Source organism: Acidimicrobiales bacterium (genome assembly GCA_016794585.1).
In the GTDB taxonomy this organism is placed as follows: Bacteria; Actinomycetota; Acidimicrobiia; order Acidimicrobiales; family DATDAH01; genus JAEUJM01.
In genome coordinates this window covers 76988-100802 of record JAEUJM010000047.1, presented here as the reverse complement: position 1 = coordinate 100802, position 23815 = coordinate 76988, and the positions used below count along the sequence as shown (strand labels likewise).

General features: G+C 72.5%; 21 protein-coding genes. 1 reads left to right on the top strand and 20 read right to left on the bottom strand.

What is annotated here, in order from left to right:
- Positions 1-16: 16 nt before the first annotated feature.
- From JNK12_24250 to JNK12_24180, 15 genes are all read right to left on the bottom strand, one after another.
- On the bottom strand, positions 17-1135 hold the full coding sequence (locus JNK12_24250) for an aminopeptidase P family protein (protein ID MBL8779060.1): 1119 nt from the start codon (positions 1133-1135) through the stop codon (positions 17-19).
- The gene (locus JNK12_24245; GenBank protein ID MBL8779059.1) at positions 1128-1574 is read right to left on the bottom strand and encodes a 3-dehydroquinate dehydratase; all 447 of its coding nucleotides are present in this window, start codon (positions 1572-1574) and stop codon (positions 1128-1130) included. The genes JNK12_24250 and JNK12_24245 overlap by 8 nt, the downstream gene beginning before the upstream one ends.
- Positions 1574-2605 (bottom strand): 3-dehydroquinate synthase, encoded by a 1032-nt coding sequence (locus JNK12_24240; GenBank protein ID MBL8779058.1) that lies wholly within the window; start codon positions 2603-2605, stop codon positions 1574-1576. Before JNK12_24240 ends, JNK12_24245 begins: the two co-directional genes overlap by 1 nt.
- Positions 2602-3126 (bottom strand): hypothetical protein, encoded by a 525-nt coding sequence (locus JNK12_24235; GenBank protein ID MBL8779057.1) that lies wholly within the window; start codon positions 3124-3126, stop codon positions 2602-2604. Before JNK12_24235 ends, JNK12_24240 begins: the two co-directional genes overlap by 4 nt.
- A complete protein-coding gene (aroC, locus tag JNK12_24230) occupies positions 3119-4300 on the bottom strand; it encodes a chorismate synthase (protein MBL8779056.1) in 1182 nt (393 codons plus the stop codon). The genes JNK12_24235 and aroC overlap by 8 nt, the downstream gene beginning before the upstream one ends.
- A gap of 142 nt (positions 4301-4442) precedes the next feature.
- Entirely contained in the window at positions 4443-5762 is a 1320-nt protein-coding gene (locus JNK12_24225) for an acyl-CoA dehydrogenase family protein (protein ID MBL8779055.1), read from the bottom strand.
- A gap of 102 nt (positions 5763-5864) precedes the next feature.
- A complete protein-coding gene (locus JNK12_24220) occupies positions 5865-6677 on the bottom strand; it encodes a prepilin peptidase (GenBank protein MBL8779054.1) in 813 nt (270 codons plus the stop codon).
- 43 nt (positions 6678-6720) lie between these two features.
- A complete protein-coding gene (locus JNK12_24215) occupies positions 6721-8118 on the bottom strand; it encodes a DUF4388 domain-containing protein (protein MBL8779053.1) in 1398 nt (465 codons plus the stop codon).
- Between the two features lie 91 nt (positions 8119-8209).
- Complete coding sequence (locus JNK12_24210; protein ID MBL8779052.1) at positions 8210-9052, bottom strand: shikimate dehydrogenase; 843 nt, start codon at positions 9050-9052, stop codon at positions 8210-8212.
- On the bottom strand, positions 9046-10110 hold the full coding sequence (gene mltG, locus JNK12_24205; GenBank protein ID MBL8779051.1) for an endolytic transglycosylase MltG: 1065 nt from the start codon (positions 10108-10110) through the stop codon (positions 9046-9048). Before mltG ends, JNK12_24210 begins: the two co-directional genes overlap by 7 nt.
- Positions 10111-10436: 326 nt before the next feature.
- The gene (gene ruvX / locus JNK12_24200; protein ID MBL8779050.1) at positions 10437-10883 is read right to left on the bottom strand and encodes a Holliday junction resolvase RuvX; all 447 of its coding nucleotides are present in this window, start codon (positions 10881-10883) and stop codon (positions 10437-10439) included.
- Complete coding sequence (gene alaS, locus JNK12_24195; GenBank protein MBL8779049.1) at positions 10880-13474, bottom strand: alanine--tRNA ligase; 2595 nt, start codon at positions 13472-13474, stop codon at positions 10880-10882. Before alaS ends, ruvX begins: the two co-directional genes overlap by 4 nt.
- 25 nt (positions 13475-13499) lie before the next feature.
- On the bottom strand, positions 13500-13787 hold the full coding sequence (locus JNK12_24190) for a hypothetical protein (GenBank protein ID MBL8779048.1): 288 nt from the start codon (positions 13785-13787) through the stop codon (positions 13500-13502).
- Between the two features lie 7 nt (positions 13788-13794).
- Positions 13795-14151 (bottom strand): hypothetical protein, encoded by a 357-nt coding sequence (locus JNK12_24185; GenBank protein MBL8779047.1) that lies wholly within the window; start codon positions 14149-14151, stop codon positions 13795-13797.
- Positions 14148-15473 (bottom strand): replication-associated recombination protein A, encoded by a 1326-nt coding sequence (locus JNK12_24180; GenBank protein ID MBL8779046.1) that lies wholly within the window; start codon positions 15471-15473, stop codon positions 14148-14150. Before JNK12_24180 ends, JNK12_24185 begins: the two co-directional genes overlap by 4 nt.
- Before the next feature lie 67 nt (positions 15474-15540).
- On the opposite strand from JNK12_24180, the gene JNK12_24175 reads away from it, so the two are divergent.
- On the top strand, positions 15541-16149 hold the full coding sequence (locus tag JNK12_24175) for a hypothetical protein (protein MBL8779045.1): 609 nt from the start codon (positions 15541-15543) through the stop codon (positions 16147-16149).
- 22 nt (positions 16150-16171) lie between these two features.
- On the opposite strand, the gene aspS is transcribed toward JNK12_24175, so the two are convergent.
- From aspS to secD, 5 genes are all read right to left on the bottom strand, one after another.
- Positions 16172-17899 (bottom strand): aspartate--tRNA ligase, encoded by a 1728-nt coding sequence (aspS, locus tag JNK12_24170; protein ID MBL8779044.1) that lies wholly within the window; start codon positions 17897-17899, stop codon positions 16172-16174.
- A gap of 154 nt (positions 17900-18053) precedes the next feature.
- Entirely contained in the window at positions 18054-20261 is a 2208-nt protein-coding gene (locus tag JNK12_24165) for a bifunctional (p)ppGpp synthetase/guanosine-3',5'-bis(diphosphate) 3'-pyrophosphohydrolase (GenBank protein MBL8779043.1), read from the bottom strand.
- Between the two features lie 4 nt (positions 20262-20265).
- Positions 20266-20796 (bottom strand): adenine phosphoribosyltransferase, encoded by a 531-nt coding sequence (locus JNK12_24160; protein ID MBL8779042.1) that lies wholly within the window; start codon positions 20794-20796, stop codon positions 20266-20268.
- Between the two features lie 43 nt (positions 20797-20839).
- Positions 20840-21988: a protein translocase subunit SecF gene (gene secF / locus JNK12_24155; GenBank protein ID MBL8779041.1), complete on the bottom strand. Its 1149-nt coding sequence runs from the start codon at positions 21986-21988 to the stop codon at positions 20840-20842.
- On the bottom strand, positions 21985-23808 hold the full coding sequence (secD, locus tag JNK12_24150; GenBank protein MBL8779040.1) for a protein translocase subunit SecD: 1824 nt from the start codon (positions 23806-23808) through the stop codon (positions 21985-21987). Before secD ends, secF begins: the two co-directional genes overlap by 4 nt.
- Positions 23809-23815 lie beyond the last annotated feature (7 nt).

Here is a 23815-nt window from a genome sequence, read left to right as displayed (position 1 = left end):
GAAGTCGGGCGGTCGGTCAGGCGACGACGAGCGGTCGCTTGGGCGCGAGGGTGAGCGGTCGGCAGCCCTCGGCGGTGACCACGACGGTGTCCTCGACCCGCACCCCGCCGTGCTCGGGCAGGTAGACGCCGGGCTCGACGGTGACGACGTGGCCGGGTGCGAGCGTAGCAGTGGCCGTGGCCGCCACCCTCGGGTCCTCGTGGATGAGCAGGCCGACGCCGTGGCCGGTGCCGTGCACGAACGCGTCGCCCCAGCCGGCGTCCTCGATCACCCGCCGACAGGCCGCGTCCACTGCGGCGGTCGCCACGCCCGCGGCCACCGCGTCCACGCCGGCCTGCTGGCTGGCGCCCACGACGTCGAGCATGCGCTGCTGGGTGGGGGTGGGCTCGCCCACCATGAGCGTGCGGGTCATGTCCGAGCAGTAGCCGTCCACCAGCGCCCCGAAGTCGACGACCACGAGGTCGCCCTCCGTGATGTGGCGCTCACCGGGCCGATGGTGGGGCTTGGCCCCGTTGGGACCCGAGGCGACGATGGTCTCGAACGAGGTGCCCTCGGCGCCGAGGCGCCGGATGGCCGTGTCGAGGGCGAGGCCGAACTCGGCCTCGGTCGGGCCGTCGAGCAGCAGGGGCCGCACCTCCGCCAGCGCGGTGTCGGCGATGTGCGCCGCCGCCTCGATGCGGGCCACCTCGCCCTCGTCCTTGACGATGCGCAGGGACTCGACGAGCCCCTCGGTGGCGACCAGCTCGGCGCCGGGGAACCACTCGTCGGCGTAGCGCCGCTGCTGGGCCCACGTGACGGCCGCCGCCTCGAGACCGAGGCGTCCGATGCCCTCGGCCGCGGCGCGGAGCAGCTCGCGCTGGCCGGTCCCGGAGATCTCGATGCGGGCGTCGACACCCGCTGCGGCCAGTTGGTCGGCGGCCTGCCGGGCGTACCGGCCGTCGGAGACGAACAGCAGGTCGTCGGCGGTGACGAGCAGGAGCCCGGCCGATCCGGTGAACCCCGTGAGGTACCGGATGTTCACCAGGCTGGTGACGAGGAGGGCGTCGCACCCGGCGGGCACGAGGGCGGGGCGGAGCCGGCCCAGCCGGCCGGCGACCTCCATCGCCGGCAGGGAGGCGAGCTTCGCGTCAGGCACCGGGCCCTGCCAGCAGCTCGGCCACGGCGTCCACCGCGAGCCGGTAGCCGTGGCCGCCGAAGCCCGAGATCAGGCCGGTGGCGACCGGCGAGACCACCGAGGTGTGTCTCCATGGCTCGCGCCGGTCGGGGTTGGACAGGTGCAGCTCGACCACGGGCCCGGCGAAGGCGCTCAGCGCATCGTGGAGCGACCAGCCGTAGTGGGTCAGCGCGCCGGCGTTGACGATGATCGCCGCGGCGCGGCCCCGGGCCGCGTGGACCGCGTCGACGAGAGGGCCCTCAGCATTGCTCTGGACGTGCTCGAGCTCGAGACCGTGCTCGGCGGCCCGGGCGTGCGCGGCGGCGACGTGGTCGTCGAGGGTGGCGGTGCCGTAGATCTCCGGCTCACGGTCGCCGAGCAGGTTGAGGTTGGGCCCTGACAGGAGCACGACGACGGCCATCAGGCGCCCGTCTCGCCGAGCCAGGTGCCGAGCACCGACCGCACCACGTCCGGTGGGACCCGCTCGACGATGTCGACGCCGTCAGGGCCGTCGAGGGCGAAGGTGAGGCCGTCGAAGGCCTTCTTGTCCCGCTTCATGAGCTCCACCAGTTCGTCGGGGTCGTGGCCGGGGTCGAGACGAGTCGGGAGCCCGTAGGCCGCCACGACCGCCTCGTGCTCATCCACCCGGGCGGCGTCCACCCGCTCGAGGCGCTGGGCGAGGCGCGCCGCGAAGATCAGGCCCAGGGCGACAGCTTCGCCGTGGCGCAGGTCGTAGTGGCCGGCCGTCTCCAGTGCGTGGGCGAGGGTGTGGCCGTAGTTGAGCAGCGCCCGGCGCCCGCCCTCGCGCTCGTCGGCCGCCACGATCTCCGCCTTGATGGCGACGCAGCGGGCGACCCGCTCGTCGAGGGGCAGGGCGCCGAGGTCGTCGCCCGTGAGGAAGTGGTACTTGGCCATCTCGCCGAGGCCGCTGGCGTACTCCCGGGGTGGGAGCGCCTCGAGCACCTCGGTGTCGCACAGCACCGCACTGGGCTGCCAGAACGCGCCGACCAGGTTCTTGCCCTCGGGGAGGTTCACCCCGGTCTTGCCCCCGATGGCGGCGTCCACCTGCCCCAGGAGGGTCGTGGCCACGTGCACCACGGCCACGCCCCGGTGGTAGACCGCGGCGGCGAAGCCTCCGACATCGGTCACGACCCCGCCCCCCACGGCGACCACGACATCCCGGCGGGTGAGCCCCCACTGGGCGAACTGGCGGCACAGGTGCTCGATGGTGGCGAGGCTCTTGGCGGACTCGCCTTCGTCGATGGTGAAGACGCGGTGCTCGATGCCGGGGTCGACCGGGACGGCGATGCCCGCCTGGGTGACGACCGCGGCGCGCTGGGCCCCCGCGGGCAGCACCGAGGCGAGTCGGTGGCGGGCGCCGTCGCCCACGAGGACCTCGTACGAGTCGTCGCCGAGGTCGACCGGCACGGTGATCAGCTCGCCCACGGTCATCGGGCCTCGGTGGCGGTGCGGTGAGCGGCGAGCACGCACTCGGCCACCTGCTCGCTGGTGAGGTCGTCCACGACGACGACGGCGTCGGCCATGGCCTCGTACACGGGGGTGCGCTCCTCCACGAGCCGGCGCAGCACCGGCTCGGGGTCGTCGCCCAGCAGGGGCCGGTGGCCTCCGGTGCGCACGCGTCCGAGCAGCGTGGCGACCGTGGCCGACAGCCACACCACGGTGCCGGCCTCGGACAGCGCCTCACGGTTGGCCGGGGCGAGCACGGCGCCGCCGGCGGCGGCGATCACGGCGGGCTCGGGCCATCCGGCGGCGACGGCGACGGCCTCCGTCTCGGCCCGGCGGAAGCCCGCCTCGCCGCCGTCCTCGAAGAGCTGGCGGACGGAGCGGCCGGTGCGCTCCTCGACCAGCGTGTCGGTGTCGAGCAGCGGCCGGTCGAGGGCTTCGGCGACCCGGCGGCCGACCGAGGACTTGCCCGACCCCATCATGCCCACGAGCACCACGTGCTCAGGCACCTGGTGTGCCGGCGCCGCCGTCGAGCTGGGCCAGGTAGGACTCGGCGTTGCGTACGAGCTCGGCCACCGAGTCGCCCCCGAACTTGCGGGTGGCCTCGTCGGCCAGCACGAGCGCCATCATGGTCTCGGCCACCACGCCCAGCGCGGGCACCGCGGTGACGTCGGTCCGCTCCTTGAACGACACCGTCTCCTCCTTGGTGACGGTGTCGACCGTCTTGAGGACGGGCCGGTTCAAGGTGGCGAGCGGCTTCATGGCCACCCGTGCCATCACCACCTCGCCGGTGGAGATGCCGCCCTCGACGCCGCCGGCGAGGCCGGACTCGCGGACGTAGCGGTGGTCGTCGGCGTCCCAGCCGATCGGGTCGTGGGCCGCGCTGCCGCGCCGCGTGGCGACCTCGAAGCCCTCGCCGATCTCGACGCCCTTCACGGCCTGGATGCTCATGAGCGCCTGGGCCAGCAACGCGTCGAGCTTGCGGTCCCAGTGCACGTGGCTGCCGAGGCCGACGGGCACGCCGTAGGCCAGCACCTCGACGACCCCGCCGAGGGAGTCGCCGTCTTTCGCCGCGGCCTTGATCTCGTCGATCATCGCGGCTTCGGCGTCGGGGTCGTTGCAGCGCACCAGCGACTCGTCGATGCGGTCGAGGTCGTCCGGCGTGGGTCGCACGGTGGACTTGGACTCGACCGGCCCCACGGCCACGACGTGCGACAGGATCGACACGCCCAGTTCGGACAGCAGCTTCTTGGCGATGGCGCCGGCGGCGACCCGGGCCGCGGTCTCACGGGCCGAGGCCCGCTCGAGCACGTTGCGGGCGTCGTCGAAGCCGTACTTCTGCATGCCGGCGAGGTCGGCGTGGCCGGGGCGGGGCTGGGTCAGCGGCGAGGCCGTCTCACCGGGGGCGGGCGACATCTCCTCGGTCCACTTGCGCTCCCACTCGGAGTTGCCGATCTCGATGGCCACCGGGGACCCCAGGGTGCGCCCGTGGCGGATGCCGCCGAGCAGCCTCAGCTCGTCCTGCTCGAAGCGCATGCGAGGGCCCCGCCCGTAGCCCAGGCGCCGGCGCCCGAGCTCGACCTGGAGGTCGGCCTCGGTGAGCTCCAGGCCGGCAGGCAGGCCCTCGATCACGACCACGAGGGCCTGACCGTGCGATTCGCCGGCGGTGAGGTAGCGCAACATCACCCGTGAGGTTACTGACCGGGGGCCGCGACCCCCGAGTCCGTTGCCACCTGCTTTGTGGCTCCTTCGTCGCCACCCCTCCGGGATCCGACTCCCGACCGCGGCGCGCCTCCGCTCCGCTCCGGCACCGCAACTCCTCGGGTCAGGCGTTCTTGGGCAGCTCGCTGAACGGCAGGGTCTTGTCGTTGTTGGGCTCCTTGGGCAGCCCGAGGACCCGCTCGCCGATGATGTTGCGCTGGATCTGGTCGGTGCCGCCGTAGATCGCGGGGCCCTGGGCGAACAGCGCGGTGCCCGTGACGACGGGCAGGAGGGGGTTGCCGGTGGCCTCGACCACGGCGTCGCCGTCCTGGCCCTCGTAGGCGTGCAGGGTGCCGGCCGGGCCCACGATGCGCAGGCCGAGGTCGCGCGACACCCGCATCATCTCGCTCATGGAGAGCTTGGCGATGTTGCCCACTCCGGGCAGGTCCTTGCCCTGGGAGCGGAGCGCCTTCTGGCGCAGGCCGTTGTACCGGCCCAGCTCACCGAGGGTGTAGAGCTTCACGAGGTCCTGACGGACGAGCGGGTCGGTGTTCTTGCCGTTGCCCTTGGCGAGGTCGATGAGCAGCTGCGCGCTGGCCGAGAACGGGTTGCCGGCGCGGCGGCGGCCGGTCTTTGCCTTGCCGCCCGGGGTGCGCACGAAGTCACCGGCGCGCTGGGAGAGGTGCCCCATCACCGTGCCGGGGATGGCCACGCTCGTCGCGGCGTGCCCCCCGCCCGAGCCGAGGCTGGCCCGCTCGTGCATGAGGGTGGTGTTGGCCACCGCCCAACCCTTGCCGAGGCCGCCGACGAGGGCGTCGTCGTGGACGCGTGCCTCGCTGAGGAACACCTCGTTGAACATCGCGTGGCCGGTCATCTCCCGCAGGGGGCGGATCTCGACGCCGGGCTGGTGCATGTCGATGGCGAAGTAGCTGATGCCCTGGTGCTTGGGCACGCTGGCGTCGGTGCGGGCGATGAGCATGCCGAGGTCGGCCACCTGGCCGGCGGAGGTCCACACCTTCTGGCCTTCGACGGTCCACTCGTCGCCGTCCTTGACCGCCTTCGTGGTGAGGCCGGCGAGGTCCGAGCCCGCCCCGGGCTCGCTGAAGAGCTGGCACCAGGCCTTCTGGCCGGTGACGATGTCCCGCACGTAGAGGTCGATCTGCTCCTGGGTGCCGTGCGTGGCGATGGTGGGCGCCGCCAGCATCAGGCCGAGCCCACCGGGTGCACCGAGGGCACCGAACGAGGCGATGGTCTCCTGGACCTTGACGGTGTCGTTGCGCGACAGCTCACGTCCGTAGGCGTTGGCCGGCAGGTTGGGGGCGGCCCACCCGGCGAGGCCGAGGCGGTCCCACCACTCCCCCACGGTGAGGTCGGGATCCCAGTTGTCCTCGAGCCACGACGTCAGCTCGGTGATCACGTCGGTGTCCTGCACGGTGTCGGCCATGGGTTCCCCCGGGAGCTCGGCGAATCAGCCCGCCGGCCCGGCGGGGTCGCGCCGATGGTAGGGAGGCGCAGCGCCTGCCCACCAGTCCGCCCGGGCCGCGACTCAGTCGAGCCCGAGGATCTGGTTGCTGAACAGCACGGCGATCACCGTGGACGCCGCCAGGGCGGGGCCGAAGGGGAACGCCGCGTTCTTCCGGCGGATGAGGGCGAGAGCGCCGCCCACGACGACCCCGACGACGCAGCCGATCATGAGGCCGAACAGCACGAGGGTGATCGCCCGGATGGGGTCCGGCGCGAGCCAACCGAGGAAGAGGCCCATGACGAGGGCGAGCTTCACGTCGCCGAAGCCCATGCCGGCCGGGTACACGAGGTGGGCGACGAAGAGCAGGGCGAAGTAGGTGCCGGCGCCCACCAGCGCGTAGCCGATGGTCTCGGGCAGCCCGAGGCCGAGCGACACCACCACGATGAGCGGCAGCGACAGCGCCAGGGTCGGGAACACGATCCGGTCGGGGATGCGGTAGTGCTCGATGTCGATCACCGAGACGACCAGGAGCGAGGCGAAGAGCACGCAGAACGGCACCACCACGGCGCTGACGCCGAAGCGGACGCCGGCGAGCGCGAAGAGCACCGGGGTCAGGAGCTCCACGGCGATGCCCCCGCCGCGGGTCAGCGGTCCGCCGGCACCTTCGACCTCGTCCTCGACCTCTTCCGCCTCGTCGTCGACGACGTCGCCTGGAGCGGAGGAGGCCGGCGGGGCGGCCGGGGCCCGCACCCAGTAGAGGACGGGTGGGTGCTCTCGCAGGCTCGGCCAGCGGACGGGCCGCTTGTGGGGGACCTCGTCGATCAGCGTGGTCAGGAAGGGGGCGACCAGCAGGCCGGCGACGACGCAGAGCGCGACGACGAGGGCATCCGACACGTCGGGCACGGTAGTGGCGACCGCGTGCGGCGACGCGGAGGGCTCAGGTCTGGACCGAGGACAGGAACTTCAACAGCAGGCCCCGGTTGATGGGCTCGTCGCCCTCGGAGGTCACCTCGGCCAGCGCCGCCTCCCGCTCCTCGACCGTGGTGGCCCGGGCCGCGGCCGCGACCGCTCGGGCCGCCTTCGGGCTCAGGTTGGCGAGCTGGCGGGCCACTTCGGCGGCGTCGCCGGTGTCGTCGGCCTCGAACCCCGAGGTGCCGGGGCTGAACAGGGCGTCGGAGCCGCCCCCGCTGGGAAGGTCGTCCGCGAAGAGCGCCGCGCCCGCACCGCCCATGGGCATCGGGCTGTCGAGCGGCTCGGCGGGCGCGCTGTCGAAGGAGCCGAACCCGGCGAAGTCGCCGCCAGCGTCGGGGGCGGCGAAGGAGAAGGCCGGGTCCTCGCTCGGGTCGGAGGCGAAGCCCTGGTCGAACCCGCCTCCTCCGTCGGAGCCGAAGCCCTGAGCGAGTCCCGAGCCGGTGTCCTCTCCGTAGTGCGACTCGTAGGCAGGGGCCTCGGGGGCGGCGTCGGCCAGGCCGAAGCCCGAGGCCATCGCGTCGAGCTCGGCGCGGGCGCTCGACGCCGCCGACTCGCTCGACGGCGCGCCGTACCCGTTGGCGGGGGCATAGGGGTCGGTCGCGTACGGATCGCTGGCGTACGGCTCGGTGGCGTAGGGCTCGGCCGCCGCGGTGTAGGCGGCGTCCGCCGCGGAGAGGTCCCCCTGCCCGGGCTCGTCGGCGGCATAGGGCAGGTCTGCGCCCGGAGCGGCGTCGTGGCCGGGCCCGGCGACGGCCACCGGCTCGGCCCACGGGTCCGTGGCCGGCGCGTCATCGAGGGTCGGCCCCGGCAGCGTCTCGGGCACGGCCGGCTCCGGCGCGAGTACCTCTTCGAGCTCGACCACCTCGACCAGGCCCGCCTCCACCAGGTCCTTGGCCCGACGGCAGGCATCGAGCTCGTCGAGCTCCAAGGCGTCCGCGACGGCGGCGACCGAGCGCCCCTCGGCAACGGCGACGATCGCCTTCCAGCGCACGCGGTCCACGACCACCTCGCTCGTGGGCAGGTCGGGCACGAGGGCGAGGCCCACCGCCAACGACGGCACGACCGCCTCGATCTCGCGCCACTCCTCGAGCTGGCGCTCGGCCTCACCCAGCAGCACCTCGATGTCCTGCGGGTTTCCGGGCTGCGTGGTGGTCTCGTCGGCCTCGAAGCTGAACGAGCCCTCGCCGTAGCGCAGCAGCTCGAACAGCACGGCCACCGCGGCGGCGGCGTCACGGGCGCCCGTGGCCTCGGCGCCGACGACCTTGCCGCCGTCGATCCACACGCTGCCGGATCCCCGGTCACCGCTCAGCCGCAGGCGGCCGGTCTTGGCCCCCGAGCCGAGCATGCGGAGAACCTCGGGCAACGCAAACGTCTCGATCGTGCCCTGTAGTGCCACGGAGCAACCTCCAACGACGGATTGACTCCGCTTCCATCGGCAGGAGGTCGCTGAGAATTCAGTGTGTGCGGGAAGAGCGCTCCTCGAGGCCGCGGCGCGCGCCTGCGGCCATGGCCGCCACGGGCGCCTCGAGCCCCGTCCAGTGCACGAACGCGTGGGCCGCCTGATGCACGAGCATGCCCAGTCCGTTGGCCACCGTGGCTCCGTCGGCCTCGGCGCCGGCGAGCAGCGGGGTGACCCGCGGGTGGTACAGCAGGTCGACGACGACCTGCCCACCGCCGAAGTGGACGCCCGGCAGCGGGGTGGATGCGCCGTCCATGCCGACCGGGGTGGCATTGACCACGATCTCGGCGTCGGCCGCGGCCTCGGGTGGACCGAGCCGGCCGACCGGGCCGGCCAGGGCGACCGCTTCTGCCGCCCGCTCCGGGGTCCGGTTGACCACCATCACCTCTCGAGCGCCGGCGCCGGCGAGGGCGAGCACGACGGCGCGCGCCGCGCCCCCCGCGCCGAGGACGACACAACGCCGGCCGTCCGGGGAGACGCCTTGGTCGGCGCGCAGCGCATCGAGGAACCCGGCCCCGTCGGTGTTCTCCCCCAGCAGCTCGCCGTCCGCCAGGGGCACCACGCAGTTCACCGCACCGAGGGCTTCGGCGTCGGCGCTGAGGCGGTCGACGGCCCGGGCGGCGCCGTCCTTGTGGGGCATGGTCACCGACAGGCCGGCGAGGCCGAGGGTCCGGACGGCCTCGACCGCGCCGGCGGTGGCCCCCGGTGCCACATCGAAGGCCACGTACGCCCAGTCCAGGCCGAGCGCCGCGAAGGCGGCGTTGTGGATGGCCGGCGACAGCGAGTGACGCACCGGATGGCCGATGACCGCGGCGACCCGGGTGTCGCCGCTCAGCACAGGCCGAGGTCCTGGCACTCTTCCTTGGCCGTCAGGAACTCGTCGTAGCTGTCGGTGAAGAAGTGGTGGCCGTCCTGGCCGGCGAGCACGTAGTAGAGCCACGGGCCGCCGGCGGGGTTCATGGCGGCCTCGAGCGAGGCCCGCCCGGGCAGGCCGATCGGCGTCGGGGGGAGGCCGGCGTTCTCCCGCGTGTTGTACGGCGAGTCGACGTCGAGCTGCGAGGCGGTCAGCGTGCCGTCCGTGGCGCCACCGACGGCATAGGCGATGCTGGCGTCGATCCCGAGGGGGATCCCCTGGGCGAGGCGGTTGTAGATGACCCTCGCCACCTTGGCACGGTCCTCGTCGATGCCCGCCTCCCGTTCGACGAGCGAGGCCACGATGATGGTCTCGTAGGCGCTGAGGCCGGTGACCGCCTCGGCGTTGTCGTAGCCCGCCTCCTGGGCGACCTGGTCGAAGCGGTTGATCATGGCCTGGACGATGGCGGCTTCCGTGTCCTCCTCCTCGATGCGGTAGGTGTCCGGGAAGAGCAGGCCCTCGAGGTTGCCCTGGTCGGCCGGCTGGTAGCGCGAGCGCAGCTCGCCGCTAAGCAGCACGGTGCTGAGGGACTCCGTGGTGAAGCGGTCCACCGCTTCGTCGAGGGCCGCGATCGTGTTGCCCGGCACCGGCAGCCCGGCCCCGTTCCACACGCTGTAGCCCTCGGGGATGGTCACCTGGTCGTACGGGGGCGCCTGCGGCCCGGCCTCGAGGACGGCCAGGGTCGAGCCCATCGAGGCGTTCTCGGTGAGCACGTAGTCGCCGGCCTGGATGGTGCCCTCACCGCGGAACTTCACGTAGTACTCGAAGATGGTCGCGTTGGTGACCACGCCCTCTGCGGCGAGGAGCTGCGCGATCCCGCTGGTGGACGTGCCCTCCGGGATGGTCAGGGCGACCTCGACCCCGGGGGACCCTGGATCGACCTGCTTCATCAGCCACACGGAGACGCCGGCGGCGCCGAGGGCGAACACCACCAGCACGGCCAGCACGACGAGACAACCGCGCCCCCGACGGGGCTGGTGCACGACCATGCGCTCCTGGCCAGTGCCTCCTGCCGGCCGCTGGGGCTGCGGGCGCTCGCCGCCACCCGGCTGCGACGCACGCGAGGCCGCGGGGCTCCCTGCGCTCCCGGACGAGCGGTCGCTCGGCGCAGGGTCCGTTCCAGGGGTCGCTGGTCGAGGCGCCCGCCTCGGCTGCGGTCCCTGCGGCGACGGGGTCCCCTGCCGTGCCTGCGCCTCGGGCTGGGGCGGAGCCTGGGGTCGGGGTTGCGACGGCGCCGGCTCGGCCGGTCGGCCGCGGCGGGGGCCGAGGAGCTCGGCCAGGATGTCGCTGCCGTCGTCGGTGGGGTTGCTCACTGAGGTTCCTGGTGTCGTCGGTCCAACCACGCCTGCAGGAGCACGGCGGCGGCGACCATGTCGATCACCTTGCGCCGGTCCTTTCCACGCACGTTCTGCTCGGCCAGGCTGCGCTGCGCGGTCACGGTCGTGAAGCGCTCATCGTAGGTCTCGACGGGCAGTCCGGTGACCTCACCAATCTTGGTTGCCTCGGCGCGCGCCGCCGTGGCCGCCGGACCGTCCGTGCCGTCGAGGGAGAGCGGGAGACCCACCACGATGAGGGTCGCCTCCCACTCGGCCGCGGCTTCGGCGATGGCCCGGCGGTCACGCGGCACGTCGCCCGATCGGATGATCACCCGGTCGGGCGACGCCACGGCCCGGTCGGGGTCGCTGATGGCCAGGCCGATGCGGCGCTGGCCGAGGTCGATGCCGAGGACCCGACCCGATGACGGGGCGCGGGTCAAGCGAGCCCGGCGGCCGCCCGAGCCTGGTCGAGGGCCTCGTCGAGGGCGCCCACGTCCTTGCCCCCGGCCACGGCGAGGTCGGGGCTCTTGCCGCCGCCCCCCTTCACCGTTCTCGCGGCGTCGGCGATGAGCGCGGACGCCTCGAAGCCGCTGTCCTTCGTCACCGCGGCGACGAGGGCGACCCCTCCGTCGTCGGGCGCGCCGCCCAGCACCACGGCGCGCACGCCGAGGTCGCGGACGGCGACGGCGAGGTCGCGCAGATCGTCTCGGCCGATGCGGTCGACCCGGGCCACGACCACGCCGCTGGTGGCGGCCGCGGCGAGCTCGGCGGCACGCCCACTGGCGGCCTGGCGCCGCAGGGCCTTCAGCTCGTCGCGAGTGGCCTTGAGCTCGGTGAGCCGCTTCTCGACGCCCTCCACCAACTCATCGGGTGGCACGCCCAGCAGCGCGGCCGCCTTGGCCAGGACGGCCTCCTCGCGCCGGAGGCGGTCGATGGGGCCCGTGCCGGTGAGGGCCTCGATGCGCCGCAGGTTCGAGCCGATCGAGCCCTCCGACACGATCTTCACCGGGCCGATGTCGCCGGTGGCCCGCACGTGGGTGCCACCGCACAGCTCGACGGAGTGCCGGCCGGCCTCGAGGACCCGGACGATCTCGCCGTACTTGTCGCCGAAGAAGGCGATGGCACCCACGGCCTCGGCGTTGGCCTTGGTGGTCTCGTAGTGGCGCACGGGGTCGTTCGCGAGGATCTCGCGGTTGACGAGGTCCTCGATGGCCACGAGCTCCTCGGGGGTCACGGCCTCGTAGTGGCTGAAGTCGAAGCGGAGGCGCTCGGGCGTGACGAGCGAGCCCTGCTGCTTCACGTGGTCCCCCAGGACCTTGCGGAGCCCCCAGTGCAGGAGGTGGGTGGCGGTGTGGTTGCGGCGGATCGCGTTGCGCCGGTCGACATCGATGGCCGCGGTGGCCATCTGCCCGGCGTTGAGCTCGCCGTCGAGGATGCGCACCGAGTGGCGGTGCAGCCCCGGCAGTGCGTACGTGGTGTCGAGCACCTCGGCACGGCCCGTGTCGGTGCTGATGGTGCCCGTGTCGCCCACCTGGCCGCCGGACTCGGCGTAGAAGGGGGTGTGGTCGAGGAACACCGCGGCGGTGGTGGCGCCGTCCTCGCCGACGGCGACGTCGGTGACGGCCAGGACGCGAGCCGTGGTCTCGAACTCCTCCCGACCGGTGAAGTCGGTCGGCCCGAACTCGTCGAGCACCTCGTGGTAGCGGTCGGCGTCGCCGCTGGCCGGGCCGGCGGCCTTGCGCGACTCCTTGGCCCGGGTGCGCTGCTCGTCCATGGCCACCGCGAAGCCGGCATCGTCCACGCCGAAGCCCCGCTCGGAGGCGATCTCCTGGGTGACCTCGAGGGGGAAGCCGTAGGTGTCGTGGAGGGTGAAGGCCACCCGACCGTCGAGCACGCCGCCCTCGGGGAGGCGGCCCAGCTCGTCGTCGAGCAGGACCGAGCCCGTCTTCAGGGTCTGGCGGAAGCGGGTCTCCTCGCGCTCGACCACCCCGCGCACGAAGTCGTGGTTCTTGCGCAGGTCTGGGTAGTCGTCGCCCATGACGGCCACGACCTCGTCGACCAGGGCAGGGGTGACCACCTCGTCGACGCCGAGGAGGTACGCGTGGCGCACGGCGCGACGCATGATGCGCCGGAGCACGTAGCCCCGGTCCTCGTTGGACGGGAAGACCCCGTCGCTGACGAGGAAGGTCATGGTGCGGGCGTGCTCGGCGAGGATGCGCAGGGACACGTCGCTGGCGTCGCCGCTGCCGTAGGCGACCCCGGTGAGGGTGGCGGCCCGAGCGATGAGACGGGCGAGCTCGTCCGTGTCGAAGACCGAGTCGACCCCCTGGAGCACCGCCAGGTTCCGCTCGAGGCCGAAGCCCGTGTCGATGCTGGGCTTGGGCAGCGGGACCATCGACCCGTCGGGCTGGCGCTCGAACTGCATGAACACGAGGTTCCAGATCTCGACGAAGCGCTCCTCGCCACCGAGTGCCGGACCGCCGTCGGCGCCGTACTCGGGGCCCTTGTCCCAGAAGATCTCCGAGCAGGGCCCGCACGGACCCGTGTCGCCCATCCGCCAGAAGTTGTCCTCGTCGAGGCGCTGGATGCGCTCGGCGGGCACGCCGACGTCGTCGCGCCAGATGACCTCGGCATCGTCGTCGGAGACGTGGACGGTGATCCAGAGGCGCTCCGGGTCGAGGCCGAGCGTCTCGGTGAGGAAGCCCCAGGCCAACGGGATGGCACGGTCCTTGAAGTAGTCGCCGAAGCTGAAGTTGCCGCACATCTCGAAGAAGCTGAGGTGCCGGGTGGTGCGGCCCACCTCGTCCAGGTCGTTCTGCTTGCCGCCGGCACGCACGCACTTCTGCACCGAGGTGGCACGCGGGTAGGGCGCCGGCTGCTCCCCCGTCAGGAAGGGAGCGAACGGCACCATGCCGGCGATGGTGAACAGCACCGTGGCGTCGTGGGGGATGAGGCTGGCCGACGGCACCACCGTGTGGCCCCGCTCCTCGAAGTAGCCCAGGAAGGCTCGTCGCAGCTCGTTCGCCTGCACCCCGACAATGTACGGGGCGCGCCGGTCAGTTCGGGGACGACTTGACGGTGATGGCCCGCACCGAGGACCCGGGCGCGGGATCGCCCTCCAACCCGGCCCGGAGCTCGGCCTCGCGCTCCCGCATGGCCAGGCGGGCCTCGAAGAGGGCGTCCTTCGCATCGTCGAGCCGGGAGCGGGCCCTCGTCGCCAGCTCGCCGGCCACGTGCGCGGGCGTCAGCTCCTGCACCTTCTGGCGCCCGTAGGCGAAGGCCCACACGGTGCCGGCCACCCCGGCCACCATGCCCATCAGGAACCAGCGCAGGCGCTTCAGCACGGCGGCCTCAGCTCGTGCGGCGCAGGCGCTGCGCGGCGCGGTTGGTGCCGGCGGCGAGGGCCAGCGCCTTGATCACCGGCGTGGACAGGGCGTCGGTGGTGAGCCGGGCGCGCGCCTCGGCGGCGGCCGTGATGCGCTCCGCGGCGTCGAGCAGGCCGTCGGTGCGGTCCATCTCGGCCTCGGCGTGCCCCACGGCGTCCACGAGGGCGGCGACGGTGGCGGCGGTCTCGCGGCGCAGGTGGTCGACCTCGACGTTGAGGGCCCGGACGGCACGCGCCAGCCACACCACCACGGCGACGAGCAGGCAGAGGGCGACCGTCGCGGCGACCGCGACGACGAGGGCGGCGACCTCGGCCCCGCTCACGACTTCCCCCCGGTCTCCGGCTCGCTTCGCTGGCGCATGCGCTCGGCGATCTCCTCCTCGGCCCCGTGGGGCGACGGCTCGTAGTACACCCGTCCGGCCAGGTGCTCGGGCCGGTGGTCCTGGCGGACCCATCCACGGGGGTCGTCGTGAGGATACTTGTACCCCGCACCGTGGCCGAGGTCGGCGGCGCCGCGGTAGTGCGCGTCGCGCAGGTGGGCGGGGACGTCGCCGCGGGGCTGGTCGCGCACGTCGGCCTCGGCTCGGCCGAGCGCGACGGTCACGCGGTTCGACTTGGGCGCGGCGGCCAGGTACACGGTGGCCTGGGCCAGGTTGAGCTTGGCCTCGGGGAGGCCCACGAACTCGAGCGCCCGGGCCGCGGCGTCCGCCACCACCAGTGCCTGCGGATCGGCGAGGCCCACGTCCTCCGACGCGAGGATGACGAGCCGGCGGGCGATGAAGCGGGCGTCCTCGCCGGCGGCGAGCATCAGCGCCAACCAGTAGAGGGCGGCATCGGGATCGGAGCCCCGGATGCTCTTGATGAAGGCGCTGACCACGTCGTAGTGGTCGTCGCGTCCGTAGCGGTGCGCCTTGGTGTCGAGCGCCGCCTCGCTGTCGGCCACGGCCACGTGGGGCGGGCCACCCGCGGACCGGGCCCGCTCGCCGGCGAGCGCGACCGCCACCTCCAGTGCGGTGAGCGCGTGGCGGCCGTCGCCGGCCGAGCGCAGGACGAGCAGCGCCAGGGCCTCCTCGTCCGCGGTCGCTCCCTCGGCCTCCAGACCACGCTCGAGCAACCGGTGCAGTGCGTCGTCGTCGAGGGGCTCGAGGCGGAACAGCGTGGAGCGCGACAGCAGCGGCGGGTTGACCTCGAAGTAGGGGTTCTCCGTGGTGGCCCCCACCAACACGAGCAGGCCGGTCTCGACCGACGGCAGGAGCGCGTCCTGCTGGCTCTTGTTGAACCGGTGGACCTCGTCGAGGAAGAGGATCGTGCCCTGGCCGCGCTCGCCGAGGCGGTGCTGTGCCGCGGCGGTCACCTCCCGCACGTCCTTCACCGAGGCGGTGACCGCCGAGAGGGCCACGAAGGTCTTCGATGAGCGCGCCGCGATCAGCCGGGCCAGGGTGGTCTTGCCCGTCCCGGGTGGCCCCCAGAGGATCACCGACGAGAGGCGGTCGGCCTCGACCAGCGCCCGGAGCGGCCGACCCGGCCCCAGCAGGTGCTCCTGGCCGACCACGTCGTCCAGCGAGGCGGGCCGGAGGCGGTCGGCCAGCGGCGCGGTGCGGCGGAGCCGCTCGTCCGCCGCGGCACCGAAGAGGTCGTCAGCCATCCCGGCGGAGGGTACCCGCGGCCCGTCGCGCCGGGGCCGGCGACGCCGGTGTGCCACGATCGTGAGCGTGCCGACCCCCCTCGTCGTGCTCTTCTACGTGTGGCTGCTCGTGTCGGTCGGCATCCTCATCTACCGCATCGCCACCAGGAACAGCCGCCGGGCCACCATCGTCCGCGCCGACGACACCGACCGGGCGCACCGGGTCGACTGGGGACCGCCGCCGGGCCCCTCCCCCGCCGATGGGCCTCCGCTCGTCCCCCACCCGGCGCCGCCGACGCCACCGGTCACGCCCGCCCCGTCACCGGCGTCCGTCGCCCCGGCGCGGCGGACCGACCTGCCCCCGGCGACCACCCTCATCGAGGCGCTCGCCGGCATCACCATGCCCTGCGACCTGCTCCCCCTCACCTCCGTCGAGGGCCGGGTCCTCGGCGAGCGTGAGCTCCTGCTGGTGACATCCGGGTACCAACCAGAAGACGTCGGCGAGGCCTTCGCGTCGGCCCTCGAGGCGCTCGGCTACGCCATCACCCCGATGGGCCCGGTGACGGTCATGGCCACCCGGGGCCCCGACCGCATCACCGTGGTCCTGCACGAGCGACCCCACGACGAGCTGTCGGGCAAGCGCTCGGCCTTCCCCACCACCTCGCCGGGCGACGTGGTCCTCGAGCTCCGGCTCTGACCGTCGCCCGTCGGGGCCCGGATCAGGCCTTGGGGGGCAGGAGGCGCAGGCCCAGCTCGGTGAGCTGGTCGGCATCGATGGGCGTCGGCGCCGAGGTGAGGGGATCAGTGCCCGACTGCGTCTTCGGGAAGGCGATGACCTCGCGGATGTTCTCCTCGCCGGCCAGCAGGGCGACGAGGCGGTCGAGGCCGACGGCGAAGCCGGCGTGGGGCGGCGCCCCGTACCGGAACGCGTCGAGCAGGAAACCGAACTTCGCCTGCGCCTCCTCGGCGGCGATCCCGAGGGCGGCGAAGATCTTGGTCTGGATGTCCGGGCGATGGACCCGGACCGAGCCCGAGCCCAGCTCCCAGCCGTTGAGGACGAGGTCGTAGGACTGCGAGCGGATGCCGAGGAGGGCCTCGCCGCCCTCGTCGAGCAGGTGGAGGTCCTCGAGGTTGGGCATGGTGAACGGGTGGTGGGCCGACACCGGCCGCCCGGCGTCGTCGAGTCCCTCGAAGAGGGGGAAGTCGACGACCCAGAGGAAGTGGAGCCCGCCCTCGGTGACCGGCGGGCGCCCGAGCGCCAAGCGGAGCAGGCCGAGCACGTGCTGCACCGTCCGCCGCTCGTCGGCGACGAGCAGCAACAGATCACCCTCCTCGGCGTCGAGCGCCGAGGACAGGCCGACGAGCTCGTCGTCGGACAAGAACTTGGCTACCGGAGAGCTCACCGCGCCGCCGGCCTCGACCTTCATCCACACGAGGCCCTTCGCGCCGTAGCGCTTGGCGTCGTCGGTGAGGGCGTCGAGCTGGTTGCGGGTGGTGTCCGCCTTGCCGGGCACCCGGATCCCCTTCACGCACGGGGCCTTGAACGCGTTGAACCCGGTCGACGCGAACAGCTCGGTCAGCTCGACCAGCTCCATCCCGAAGCGCACATCGGGCTTGTCGCTCCCGTAACGCTCCATGGCGTCGTGCCAGGTCATGGTGGGGATGGCGCCCGGCCGCTCCCCCGTCACCGCTTCGACCGCCGACAGCACGGCCTCGGTGGTGAAGGCCAGGACCTCGTCCTGGCCCACGAAGCTGGCCTCGAGGTCGAGCTGCATGAACTCGAACTGCCGGTCGGCACGCAGGTCCTCGTCACGCAGGCAGCGGGCGATCTGGTAGTAGCGGTCGAGGCCACCCACCATGCACAGCTGCTTGAACAGCTGGGGGCTCTGCGGCAGCGCGTAGAACGAGCCGGGGCGCAGTCGCGACGGCACCACGAAGTCGCGTGCGCCCTCGGGCGTGGACGCGATCAGCATCGGCGTCTCGACCTCGGTGAAGCCCTGGTCGGCCATGGACCGGCGGATTGCCGCGTTCACCGTCGCGCGCACGGCCAGGTTGTGTTGCATGCGGTCGCGCCGGAGGTCGACGTAGCGGTGGCGCAGGCGGATGGTCTCGTCCGTGTCGACCCGGCCGGCCAGCGAGAACGGCGGCGGCTCGGCCTCGGACAGCACCTCGACCGTGGCATCGCCGATCTCGATCTCGCCGCTCGGCAACGCCGGGTTGCCGGTGCCCTCGGGGCGCAAGCGGACCGTGCCCCGCACCCGCACGACGTACTCGGAACGCAGGTCGTTGGCGCCGTCGACCACGCACTGCACCACTCCGGTGCGGTCGCGGACGTCGACGAAGGCGAGGTGCTCGCCGTGCTCGCGACGGGTGGCCACCCACCCGCACACCGCCACCTCGCGACCGGCGTCGGCGGCTCGGAGCTCACCGCAGTAGTCGGTGCGCATGCCTGCTGCTGGAACGGCCGTCGTCATCGGTGGTGATCTTCTCCTCGCCCGCCGGGGCGGGCGGGGCACGGGGTCCGAGGCTACCGGACCGGCCCTCCGGACCCGCAGGCCATCCGCCGACGCTCCGAGCCGTCGGGTCGTGAGCGCCCGGGACTCACCCCCGGGGCAGCACCCGGTACGCGTCGTAGACGCTCTCGATGCCCTTGATGGTGCTGATCACGGAGTCGAGGTGCGACGGGTCGCCGAGCTCGACGTCGAAGTGCATCTTGCACACCCGGTCGGCGGTGGTCTGCGTGTTCGAGGCGAGGATGTTGACCTGATAGGAGGCGAAGACCGAGGACACGTCGCCCAGCAGCGACCGACGGTCGAGCGCCTTGACCTCGAGGGCGGCCACGAAGCTGCCGCTGTGGGCCTCGTCCCACTCGACCTCGATGAGCCGGTCGGCCTGGCCGGCGGTGAGCGACACGGCGTTGGCGCAGTCCGTCCGGTGCACCGACACCCCTCGACCGCGCGTGACGAAGCCCATGATCTCGTCGCCGGGGACCGGGGTGCAGCACCGGGAGAGGCGCACGAGGACGTCGTCGAGGCCTTCCACGTGCACGCCGGCGCCGTCCACCGACGACCGTCGGGTGCGAGCCGTGGTGGGGAGCTGCTCCTCGCGCTCGGGGTCCCCGCCCCGCAGCAGGCGCATGGCCCGGGCCGACACCGCCTCGGGGGACACGTGGTGCTCGCCCACCGCGGCGTAGAGGGCGTCGAGGTCGGCGTAGTTGAGGCTGGCCACGACGTCGCTGACGAGTTTCGCGGCGGCGGGCGTCCGCACCGGCACCCCGGCGCGCCGCAGGGCCTTCTGGACCTCGTCGCGTCCGGTCTCGATGGCGTCCTCGCGGCGCTCCTGCGAGAACCACTGGCGGATCTTGTTCGCGGCGCGACGGGTGACCACGACGTTCAGCCAGTCCTGGGACGGCCCGGCGCTGCCCGTCTTCGCCGTGAAGATCTCGACGGTGGCCCCCGACCGCAACGGGGTCTCGAGCGACACCAGGCGGCCGTCCACCTTGGCCCCGATGCACGCGTGGCCGACCTCGGTGTGGATGGTGTACGCGAAGTCGATGGGGGTGGCACCCCGCGGGAGGGTGACGACATCGCCCTGAGGGGTGAACAGGTAGACCTCGTCCTGGTCCAGGTCGATCTTCAGGTTGGCCATGAAGGCCGACGGGTCCGACGTCTCCTCCTGCCAGTCGATGATGCGGTTGAGCCACACCGCGTCGCCGGCCGGGGACGGGTCCTTGTAGCTCCAGTGGGCCGCGACGCCGATCTCGGCCCGCCCGTGCATCTCCCGGGTGCGGATCTGGACCTCGAGGGGCTTGCCCTGCGGCCCGATCACCGTCGTGTGCAGCGACTGGTACAGGTTGAACTTGGGCATGGCCACGTAGTCCTTGAAGCGGCCTTGCACGGGGTGCCAGGTGCCGTGGATGGACCCGAGCGCCGCGTAGCAGTCCTTGACCGTGCCCACGATGACGCGGATGCCCACCAGGTCGTAGATGTCCTCGAAGTCCCGGCCCTTCACGACCATCTTCTCGTAGATGCTCCAGAGGTGCTTCGGCCGACCGGTGACCTCCGCCTCGATGCCGAGCTCGCCCAGGCGCAGGCGCACCTCCTCCAGGACCTGCGTGAGGTACAGCTCGCGCTCGGGGGCCCGGATCGACACCATGTGGTCGATCTCGGCGTAGCGCTTGGGGTGCAGCGCCGCGAAGGCGAGGTCCTCGAGCTGCTGCTTCATCTCCTGCATCCCGAAGCGGTGGGCCAGCGGGGCGTAGACGTCGAGGGTCTCCTGCGCGGTGCGCTCCTGCTTCCACTCGGGCATCGCCGCGATCGTGCGCATGTTGTGGAGCCGGTCCGACAGCTTGATGATGAGAACCCGCAGGTCCTCGGCGACCGCCACGAGCATCTTGCGGATGGTGGCGGCCTGCTGGGCCTCCTTCGTCTCGAAGTCCAGCCGCTCCAGCTTGGTGACCCCGTCGACGATCGACGCGACCGTCGGGCTGAAGTCCCGCTCGAGCTCGTCGAGGCTGACACGGGTGTCCTCGACCGCGTCGTGCAGCAGGGCCGCCGCCACGGTGTCCTCGTCGAGGCCGAGGTCGGCCACGATGGTGGCCACCGCGAGGGGATGGGTCACGTAGGGGTCGCCCGACTTGCGGAACTGCCCCTCGTGGGCCGTCGCCGCGAGCCGGTACGCCTCCTCGATCATCGCCGTCGACGCCTTGGGGTGGTGGCGACGGAACGTGTCGATCAGCGGCTTGAGCTCGACCGCCGCGGGGACGCTGTGCCGCCGCCAGGGCAGGACGCGATCGACGGTCGTGGCCACGAGTTCAGTCGTACGCCAGGAGCGAGCGGATGTCGCGGTCGGGCAGGCGGGACCGTCCTCCGAGGAACTCGAGCTCCATCAGGAAACCGAGGCCGGCGACCTCGCCGCCCAGCTTCTCGATGAGGCCGGCGGCCGCCGCGGCCGTGCCGCCGGTCGCCAGCACGTCGTCGATGATCACCACGCGGTGACCGGGACCGAGGGCGTCGCGATGCACCTCGAGGGTGTCGGTGCCGTACTCGAGCTCGTACTCGAGGTGCTCGGTGTCGTGGGGCAGCTTCCCGGGCTTGCGCACCGGGATGAACGCGGCGCCGAGCTTGTAGGCGACCGGCGCGCCGAGGATGAAGCCCCGCGCCTCGATGCCCACCACCCGGTCGACCTGCTGCCCGGCGAACTCCTCGGCCAGCGCGTCGACGGTGGCCCGGAAGGCCTCGACATCGGCCAGCAGGGGCGTGATGTCCTTGAAGATGATGCCCGGACTCGGGAAGCCGGGGATGTCACGGATGTGGGACTTGAGCCACGCAGGGTCGACCGCCATCAACGCAGTCTACGTGCCGCGCCCCGGGGGCCGGACCGGTGCGTCAGCGCTTCTTCTTCTTGCGGGGCCGGGGCGGGATGGCCGTCGCCGACGGCGCCGCGGGGCGTGCCGTGGCCACGCCACCGGTCGCCGGGCCCGAGGAGGCGGGCCCGCCGGCCCCCACGCCCGCCGTGGCCGCCGCACGCAGTGACGACGGGCTGACGTGGCGGATGCCGGTGACGGGCACGGGGCCGCCGTAGGACTTCTCGAGGCGCTCGCGGAGCGTGCGGTTGCGGGGCTCGCGCTCCTTCAGCCAGGCCACGAGGCTGGAGGCCACGACGATCGAGGAGTACGCGCCGCTCACGAGGCCGATCAGCAGTGCGAAGCCGAACTCCTCGAGGGTCACCGCGCCCAGCAGCACGGCTCCGATCAGCAGGATCGACAGCACCGGCACGATGGTCACGAACGTCGTGTTGACCGACCGCATCAGCGTCTGGTTCAACGAGAGGTTCATCAGACCCGTGTAGGTGGTCCGGTTGGCCAGGCCGACGCGCGCCTGGTTCTCCTTCACCTTGTCGAACACGACGATGGTGTCGTAGAGCGAGAACCCGAGGATGGTCAGGAAGGCCACCACCGTGGCGGGGGTGACCTCGAGCTGGAAGATCGAGTAGACGCCGACGCTGATGATGATGTCGTGGGCCACGGCCACGAGCGCACCGATGGCCATGCGCCACTCGAGGGTGAGCGCGATGTAGATCCCCAGGATCACGAAGAAGACGATCAGTGCCCGTAGGGCCTTGTCGGTGATGTTCTGACCCCAGGACGGCCCGACCGTGCTGACGCTGATGTCGCTGGCCTCGACCCCGGCGGCGTCGGCGAGCGTCTCGGTGATCTCGCCGGAGCGGTTGACCGACTCGGCCCCCGCCTGGATGCGCACGATGGTGTCGCCCGAGGAGTTGGTGAGGGTCTGGATCTTGGCCTCGGACTCGTCGACCGAGCCCATCGCGTCGCGGGCGTCGCTCACGGAGAAGCTCTCGGAGGGCACCTCCCAGACGCCTCCACCCTCGAAGTCGATACCGAGGTTGAGCTCGCGCGTGGCCAGCGAGACGACGCTCAGGATCACGAAGATGATCGACAGGGGGATGCCGATGCGCCACAGCTTGCGGAAGTCGTAGTCGTTCTCGCCCCGGTAGAGGCGTCGGAGACCGCTCACGGCGCCTCCTCCCCGTCATCGTCGGCGTCGGCGTCGACGTCGACGTCGGGCGCCCGCCCGCCACCTGCCGCGACGAGGCCCGACGCCGCGACGGGCTCGGGGATGCCGAACCACGACGGGTGCGAACCGAGTCGTCGGCTGCGGACCATGATCGCCACCAGCGGCTTGAGCAGGAAGTAGAAGGCGACGAGGTCGAGGAGGGCCGCCAGCCCGAGGTAGAAGGCGAAGCCACGGACGGCGCCCACGGTGAGGAAGTAGAGGATGGCGGCGCCGATGATCGAGGCCATGTCCGCCTTGACGATGGTGGAGAACGCCGTGGAGAACGAGCGCTCGACCGACGACCGCAGGGTGCGGCCGTTGGACACGTCTTCCTTGAGGTGCTCGTAGTAGACGACGTTCGAGTCCAGGGAGACGCCGATCGACACGATGATGCCGGTCACGCCGGCCAGCGTGAGCGCCAGTCCCCGGGTCTCACCGAGGTAGGCGATGATCGTCCACAGCATCATCGCCCCCGAGAGGAGGCTGACGATGGCCACCACGCCCAGGAGCCGGTAGTAGGCGATCATGAAGATGGTCGCGATGGCGAGACCGATGAACCCGGCCACGAGGCCGGCGTGGAGGGCATCGGTGCCGAGGGTGGCGGAGACGGTCTGGGTCTGCTGGGGCTCGAGTTCGACCGGCAGCGAGCCGTAGCGCAGCACCAGGGCGAGGTCCTTGGCGCTGCCCTCGTCGAAGTTGCCCGTGATCTGGATCTGGTCGCGCTCGAAGCTCGGCTGCTGGATCTGGGGCGCGGAGATGACCACGCCATCGAGGACGATGGCCAACTGGGTCGTCGGGCAACTCGGCGCCGCCGTGTTGCACTGGGCGGCGACGGCGTTGAACTGGTCGATGCCGTCCTCGCCCGACTTGAACACCGGGTTCACCACCCAGGCGTTCTGGGGGAAGCTGGCGTTGGCGTCGCTGAGCGCGTCGCCCTTCAGCGCGGTGGGCCCGAGCCAGTAGCGGGCCACCCAGCACTTGGCGGGATCGCCCGGCTCGGGATCGCACTCGGGGTCGATCTCGGGCAGCACGACCGACTGGTTGGCCTTGTCGTCGGCCCGCCGGGTGATGCCGTTGCGGTTGAGGTCCGTGGGCGGGCTGGTGCAACCCGTGGCGGCGTCGGTGGTGGCCGGCACCGTGGTGGCCGTGGTGCCCGGCACCGTCGTGGCCGTCGTCGCCGCCGTGGTGGCCGGAGCAGTGGTGTCAGTGGCCCCGGTGGTGTCGGTGGTGTCGGTCTGCAGACCGGCGGCGCTCTCGCCCGGCACGAACCCACCGGTCGGGGCGAGCCCGGTCTCGGTGGTGTCGGTCGCCGACGAGCCCGTCGTGGCCACCGTGGTGGCGGACGTGGCGGCGTCGGGCGCGGTCGTGGTGGTGTCCCCGTCGGCGGGGACCGTGGTCGTGGTGGTCTGCGCCGCCGCGGCGTTCACGTCGGGCTCGAGAACGGCGCACACCGGCCGGAAGCGCAGCTCTGCGGTCTGGCCCACGAGGTCGAGGGCGCGGGTCTGGTTCTCGACCCCGGGGAGCTGCACGAGGATGGTGTCGCCCTGGCGCGAGATGTCGGGCTCGGCCACGCCGAGCGCGTCGACGCGACTCCGGATGATGTCGATGGCCTGGTCGATCTGGTCGCTGTCGACGTCGTTGGCCGGCTGGAGGACCACCGAGACCCCGCCCTGGAGGTCGAGGCCGAGCAGCGGCTTGTACCCGAGCACCATGACGGCGGCGAAGGCACCGATGGAGATGACGAGGAAGGCGACGAGGCCGCCGACCCCCTTGCGCTTCAAGGCCGGG